Source organism: Streptomyces laculatispora, from assembly GCF_017353455.1.
Taxonomy (GTDB): Bacteria; Actinomycetota; Actinomycetes; order Streptomycetales; family Streptomycetaceae; genus Streptomyces; species Streptomyces laculatispora.
This window is the reverse complement of record NZ_JAFMPZ010000306.1, coordinates 1-6445: the sequence shown is the minus strand read 5'-3', so window position 1 is coordinate 6445 and position 6445 is coordinate 1. Positions and strand designations below refer to the sequence as shown.

The window sequence follows — 6445 nt, the reverse complement described above, 5'->3', positions numbered from 1 at the left end:
TGGAAGAACCGCATCTCCTCCTTGCAGCCGTGGGGCGGCTGCGCAGTCGGGCTCTACCCCGAGCCGGGACTGAACGGTGACCGGGACGGCCCGTTCGAGGAGAACAGCGCCGCCATCGGGTCGTTCATGAATGACCGCACCCAGTCCATCGGCTTCAGCTGACCACCGGTCCCACCGGGCGCTCACGCTCTCCCTCCCCCCACACAGACACGATCACCCCCCACGGAGATCACCCATGACAGTGAAAGTCCGGCTCCCCCTGCTTCTCACGGCGCTCGTGACCGCGGGCAGCGCCGTCCTGAGCGCTCCGGGCGCCGCGCTCGCCGAGGACCAGCCCACCATCCGTGAACTGCTCGACAAGTGCGACAACGGGACCGACAGCTGCGTCTTCCACCCCGACGGGGCAGCCGAGATATCGATGGGCGAGTCCCACCAGGTAGGCGACTTGGCCTTCAACTGCACCCCGGACAGCCAGACCACCACCGTCGGCTGGTCGGACACGACGGGCGAGTCCAACAGCGTCGGCGTCTCCCTGACCGCGGAGTACGGCTTCTCGCTCGTGTTCAAGATGAGCATCACGGCCACCTACGGGCACACCTGGGAGACTTCACACACCGAGTCGGAGCTGACGGCCGTGAACGTCCGGCCGGGCGAGGTCGGCTGGGTGACCCGCGAGGCCCAGATGCAGCACGTCAGCGGAACGTACGAGCTGCACTTCCCGGACCGCTTCTACGGCCACTACTACTGGTACGTGCCCTTCGACGCGACGGGCCCGATGCCGGACGCGCCGAGCACCAAGACGCAGCACACCCGGGCGATGACCGATCAGGAGAAGTCGGAACACTGCGGCTGACGCCGCCCGGCTAGCCTCTGCCCGGCCAGAAGCCCGCCGCGAGCCCCTCCCGGTCCCGGACGGGAGGGGCTTGCGGGGCTGGAGCTCCGCCGTGCCAGGAACGCCTGTCCCCCTTCCTGGCCGGAACACCCACGCAACCCGCACCCCCGTGACTCCCTGCTGTTCCTCAACTTCGCTGCGAAGCCGCCATCCGGTGAGGAATCATGCGATTCATGGCTCAGCTCGAAGCGCGCGAAGTGCCGCTGCACAAAGTCTTCTGCAGTGACTACGACTTCCGGATCCCTGATTATCAGCGCCCCTACGCATGGCAGCCCGAACAGGCCCAGCAGCTCCTCGCCGACCTCGAGGAAGCCCTCCTGAGAGGCGACGGGGAGCCCTATTTCCTGGGCTCTCTGGTACTCGTCAAGGACAGCCGCTCCGCCGGGGCCGACGTCATCGACGGCCAGCAACGTCTGACGACCTTGACCATCCTGCTGGCCGTGCTGCGCGATCTGGCGCAGCAGCCCGACGTGGTGACCAATCTGGTGGCGATGATCTCCGAGCCCGGGAACACGGTCCTCGGGCTGAAGGCCAAACCCCGGCTCACCCTGCGGCCCCGTGATGCCGAGTTCTTCCACCAGCACGTCCAGACCGCCGGTTCCATCAGTACGCTGCTGAAACTGAACCCCCACAACCTCAGGACGGACGCACAGAGGGCTGTCCAGGCGAACGCACTGGCGCTGCACACCACCCTGGCCTCCTGGAGCGACGAGCAACGCCTCTCGCTGTGCAAGCTGATGGGGGTCCAGACCTTCCTCGTCGCGGTCAGTACCCCTGACCTGGACAGCGCCCACCGGATCTTCAGTGTCATGAACTCCCGGGGCCTCGACCTGTCACCTGCCGACATCTTCAAAGCGCAGATCATCGGAGAGATCGACGAGGAGGTCTCGGAGACCTACGCCAGACGGTGGGAAGACTCCGAGGAGAGCCTTGGCCGCGAGGACTTCTCCGACCTCTTCCTCCACATCCGCATGATCTTCTCCGGCGAACGGGCACGGCAGGAACTGCTCAAGGAGTTCCAGAGCCAGGTCCTGGTTCACTACAAGGGCGGACGGGCCAAGGAGTTCGTGGACCAGGTACTCGTTCCCTACGCCGAGGCGTCCGCGGTAATCCGCGACAAGGCGTACGCAGCCGGAGACGGGTCGGATCAGGTCAACCTTTGGTTCCGCAGGCTGCTGTTGCTGGACAACAACGACTGGTGGCCGGCGGCGCTGTGGGCGCTCACGTCCCACGGAGACGATCCGGTGTGGCTGGGTTCGTTCCTCCGATCACTGGAACGTCTCGCGGCAAGCATGTTCGTCCGACGTGTCTACACCACTCCCCGTGTGTTCCGCTTCGCCGAGTTGCTGACCGAGCTGAAGGAGCTGGCCCCAGGCAGGGGCCTCGAAGCCCCGGCCTTCCAACTGACCGAGACCGAACGGGCCGAGACACTGCGCCGGCTCAACGGCGAGGTCTACCACGAGTTGAGGACGCGACGGTACATCCTGCTGCGACTCGACGAGTTGGTGGCCGAGGACGACATCGTGGCGACGTACGACGCTCCGCGCATCACGGTCGAGCACGTGCTCCCCCAGAACCCCGGTCCCCAGTCGCAATGGCGTGCGGACTTCACCCCGGACGAACGTGCACTGTGGACGCACCGACTGGCCAACCTGGTGCTGCTCAGCCGTGCGAAGAACTCCCAGGTCCAGAACCTCGACTTCACCGACAAGAAGGAGCGGTACCTCAAACGGGGCGTCGTCACGTTCCCTCTGACCACACAGGTACTGGGTCAGGACACCTGGACACCGGAGCACCTGGAGAAGCGCCAGGCGGAACTCCTCGGCCTGCTCGCCGAGGAGTGGCGGCTGTAGTGGTGCGGCGAGGGTCAGCCGGCCGCCGTCGCCACGATGGACAAGGCTGACGAGACCAGCGAGACGACTCCCGGTGCACCCCCGCAACGGTCCGAGAGCTGTCGGAGCAGGGAGTGTGCGACGACACGGCCGTCGGGCTCGTCGGGACGCTGCTGCCGGATCGTGGTGAGCAACGCGCGGACCGCGTCGTAGTCGGGGATGTCCGCCCGGGCGCGGGTCAGTGTGGCGTCGAGGGCCGTCAGAATCTGCGCCCACTGAGCCGGGTCGGCGGTCTCGCCGCCCACGTCCACGTGGCTCTGGGACGAGGCGATCGCACCTGGCTGGTTCTGGACCTGCCCCATGAGGCCGCTGTTCACGACTCCCGTGTTCCCCTGCGGCGCCTGGTTGTCACGGCCTCGGCCACGGTCTGCGTTGTTGCCGTTGTTCCTGCCGAACATCAACTCGTCCCTTCTTTGGATGTTGACCGGATATCGGTCTTCGTCATGCTGGAGCGTTCGGCGCCGGGCTGGTTCTGGACGTCACCCATGACGCCCGTATTGATGACCCCGCTGTTCTCCAGGACGTATGTCACCTGCTTCATGTACGCCCCGGTATCGACGTTGTGGTCCGTAAGGAAGGCAAGGACCGACTGGAACACCCGTCGTTGCATCCAGTCGATATATCGGCTGGCGTCGTCGTGCTGGAGCATGTCGTCCATGACGCGGGAGGAATAGACCTCCCGCAGGCTGATCGGCCCCTCACCCGTGTCCACTTCGGGACGGCGCGAACGGAACGGCCGGCGGATCCGATTCAGTAGATCAATGAGGTCGAGTGCGGCGTTGGCAGCCATCCGTGCGTGGACGGCCCAGCCTCCGCGCTCCCCGAGGCGTACGGCCGCTCGCAGAATGGGGTGGATCGGGTTGGTGACATGAGGGCGGACCGTGACCCGCAGGTCATGGTGCTCGTACGCGAAGCTGATGTAGAGCGAGGCGACCAGTTCCCCGTCCCAGGAGACGATGCGGGTGCACAGAAACCTTCGGGCCTCCTTGGTCTCCTTGCTCGCACCGTCTGCACCGGTACCGTCCCGGGCGAGTGTCAGCAGCGAGTCCCACTGTGTTCGGGTGATGTCGGGCCAGCGCTCCGCGGACACCGCCGCCACGTCGAAAACGACCAGGCGGTTCTCGGGGTGGAAGTCGCCCTTCGGGTCGAACGGCTTGCGGAGATCCGCCCCGACGTAGCCGTGGAGGTCGTCCGGAGTGAAAGGGGTGACACCGCCTGCGGCTTCCTGGGATGTGTTGACGAGGTCGTCGACACTGCGGAACAGCTGCCGCACGAGGCGGTCTTCCTCGGACTCCCCGTCGGTGAAGTCCTTCGGTAACGGCGCTGCCACGTCGATGCCGACAGCTGACTCGTTGAAGACGGATCCGGCGCCCAGAAAATGATGTCCGGATTCCTGCCGCCCCGGGGTGCGCAAGGCATACGGCACCACCAGCCCGTCCCGTTGCCGTGGCGCCGCACGCAGCTTGCGGCGGCGGCGCGCCGCCACCCACCAACGGTGGTCGCGCTCGGGGAGGTTGTTCCACGGGGAGGAGCGCATTCTGAACTGAGCGAAGAGGCGGTCGGCGTAGCAGACCGCCCAAGGGGCGGCTATCACCATGAGAAGCACGGCGAGCGGTCCGGTGTTCGTTCGGGCCGCCACGGTCACGGTGCCGACGATCGCCAGGAGCAGGAGCCCTCGGCGTACGTGTGTGAGCAGCTCGGCTCCCGCGGCTGTCTGCAGCACGGGCGTGAGATGGAATCCCTGCGGCGGAACGGGATGACCACGGGCCACGCGCCGGCGGACCCAGCGCACATAGTCGTGGCCCAAAGGCACGCGACACTGTTCATTGACGGGGTGCAGCGGACGAAGTGCTTCTCGTATCCGCTTCTGCCGCGCCGCACGCTTCCTGTTGGTCAGGTAGACCCACGCGAAGATGGGCACCGCGCGTGCGTACGCCCTCGTCAGCCGCTGAACGACTTCGACGTGGTCGTCCCGGGCGTACGCGGCCGCGCACAGCCAATGGGTGACGTCGGAGTGGTCCTGCTCCAGGTCCGGGGCGTCGGCCGAGTCGGGCCCTTCCGGCAGGGGCATGGGCGGAGAATTGTCCGAACTCGATGACCTCTGACGAGGCACTGCCTTCGCCGATGGTTGCGCGCGCTCGAAATCCGCGCCAAGCCCCATTCCTTGCCTCCCCCGTCGCAATGGGTGACAGCGTCGTGTACGGAGGGCCATTTCAGGAAGGGCAGGACTTCCGCTTGAATCAGTTTCCGGCCACCGCTGGTCCAACCGTCAGTGAGCGGGAAGACAGCTGTCCGTCCTCGTCGGCTGTCGATCGCCCGTGCTGATACCCGGGTCGCGCAGGGGAGCAGTGGCCAGCTGTGCGAGGAGACGCCACTGCACGTCGGTGAGGTCCACATGGGGTAGGGGGACGGAGAATTGCATGCTGTCACGCCTAGCACATGGCATCGGCCCGGATCCGGTTGGCCGATGGCAAGCGGCCCCGTGCCCTTTCGGGGCAGTGGATGCTTGGTCAGCCGGCCGTGTCGGCCGCCCCGATCCGGGCGTAGAGCGTGAGGAAGAGTTCGAGTTCTCTCGTCTCCTCGGCGCTCACACGTCCCGAAGCGAGGCGGCCCGGTGCCGCTTGATTGACGCGGTGCAGGTGGCCGGCCTGGTCCAGGTGGTGCCAGAGGAGCCGGAAGGTCTGCTGGTGGTCGTAGAGGCTCGTCTCGTACGACCGCGTGATGACGTGGCGGGCCTGAACCATGAGGGCCTGGAAGGCCTCCTCGTCGCCACAGGCGAGCAGTTGTGTCAGATGGCGGTGGTACACCACCAGTTCCGGCTCATCTCCCGCGTCCATGCGAGCTCACCCCTGGTCGATTCGTTGTTGTTCCGCTGGTCGCCGCAGCGGCGGCAGTCGTGTGTGTGGGGGGGGCAACGGCGCTGGTGCGCCGCCCCGGTCAGCCCGCCTTCTTCCACTCCTGGCAGCGCTTGGTCTGGAAGTACTCCCCCTTGTTGAGCGTCACCCGGCCCGGACCGTCGAGGTTGTTGTTGGCGATGATCGCGTCGAACTCGCCGCTGGCGTCCTTCAGCCGGGCCCAGTAGCAGCCGAACGACCCGTCACCGCCCGCGGTCTTGTACGTCCCCGCCGCGATGTCCTCGCCGACCAGGTACTCCCCGTCCCCGCTGAACGTGCTCGCGGGGCCGGCCTCCTTCGTCTGCTTCGGCTTGGCGGTCACCGTCTTGGTCACGGTCGGCGCAGGAGCAGCCTTGGCGGTCTCGGTCGCGGTCACCGTCGGGACCGGCTTCGCGGAGGCGCCGGTCTTGCTGTCGGCGTCAGCCTCTCCACTGGAGCCGATACCCGCGCCGATGAGAAGGGCGACGCACGCCACCGCGCCGTGTGTGACCCACGCCTTGGCGCGCGAGGGCTTCCGCGGCGACGGGACGGGCGGGACCGGGAGGGCGTGGTGGGGCGTGTTGTACGGTCCGGAGCCCTGGTACTGAGGAGAGTTCATGGCGTGCTCCGAAGTGAGTTTTGTACGAGCTGAGTTGGTTCGGGTAGCCGTGCCGGTCCGGGGTGGGCGAGCCGCTGCTAATGGCCGCGGATCCGGCGTCCCGTTTCGGTCGCGGGGTAGAGGATCGCGTCGGCGACGCGGCCGCCGGAGTCCTTGACGCCGCCGCTGA

General features: G+C 66.9%; 6 protein-coding genes. 2 read left to right on the top strand and 4 right to left on the bottom strand.

The window, feature by feature from the left end; translation table 11 throughout:
- Positions 1-235 precede the first annotated feature (235 nt).
- A complete protein-coding gene (locus tag J1C73_RS16910; protein ID WP_207317118.1) occupies positions 236-853 on the top strand; it encodes a hypothetical protein in 618 nt (205 codons plus the stop codon).
- 212 nt (positions 854-1065) lie between these two features.
- Positions 1066-2745: a DUF262 domain-containing protein gene (locus tag J1C73_RS16905; RefSeq protein ID WP_207317117.1), complete on the top strand. Its 1680-nt coding sequence runs from the start codon at positions 1066-1068 to the stop codon at positions 2743-2745.
- Positions 2746-2759: 14 nt separating this feature from the next.
- Here the strand turns inward: J1C73_RS16905 and J1C73_RS16900 are convergent, their stop codons facing one another.
- The 4 genes from J1C73_RS16900 to J1C73_RS16885 form a co-directional block, all read right to left on the bottom strand.
- Entirely contained in the window at positions 2760-3101 is a 342-nt protein-coding gene (locus J1C73_RS16900) for a hypothetical protein (RefSeq protein ID WP_207317116.1), read from the bottom strand.
- An 80-nt stretch (positions 3102-3181) separates the two neighbouring features.
- Positions 3182-4855, bottom strand: a complete 1674-nt coding sequence (locus tag J1C73_RS16895) for an AbeC-like domain-containing protein (RefSeq protein WP_207317115.1) — start codon at positions 4853-4855, stop codon at positions 3182-3184.
- 439 nt (positions 4856-5294) lie between these two features.
- Positions 5295-5621: a hypothetical protein gene (locus J1C73_RS16890; RefSeq protein WP_207317114.1), complete on the bottom strand. Its 327-nt coding sequence runs from the start codon at positions 5619-5621 to the stop codon at positions 5295-5297.
- Between the two features lie 100 nt (positions 5622-5721).
- The gene (locus tag J1C73_RS16885; protein WP_242644292.1) at positions 5722-6276 is read right to left on the bottom strand and encodes an Rv1352/Rv1906c domain-containing protein; all 555 of its coding nucleotides are present in this window, start codon (positions 6274-6276) and stop codon (positions 5722-5724) included.
- Positions 6277-6445: the final 169 nt, after the last annotated feature.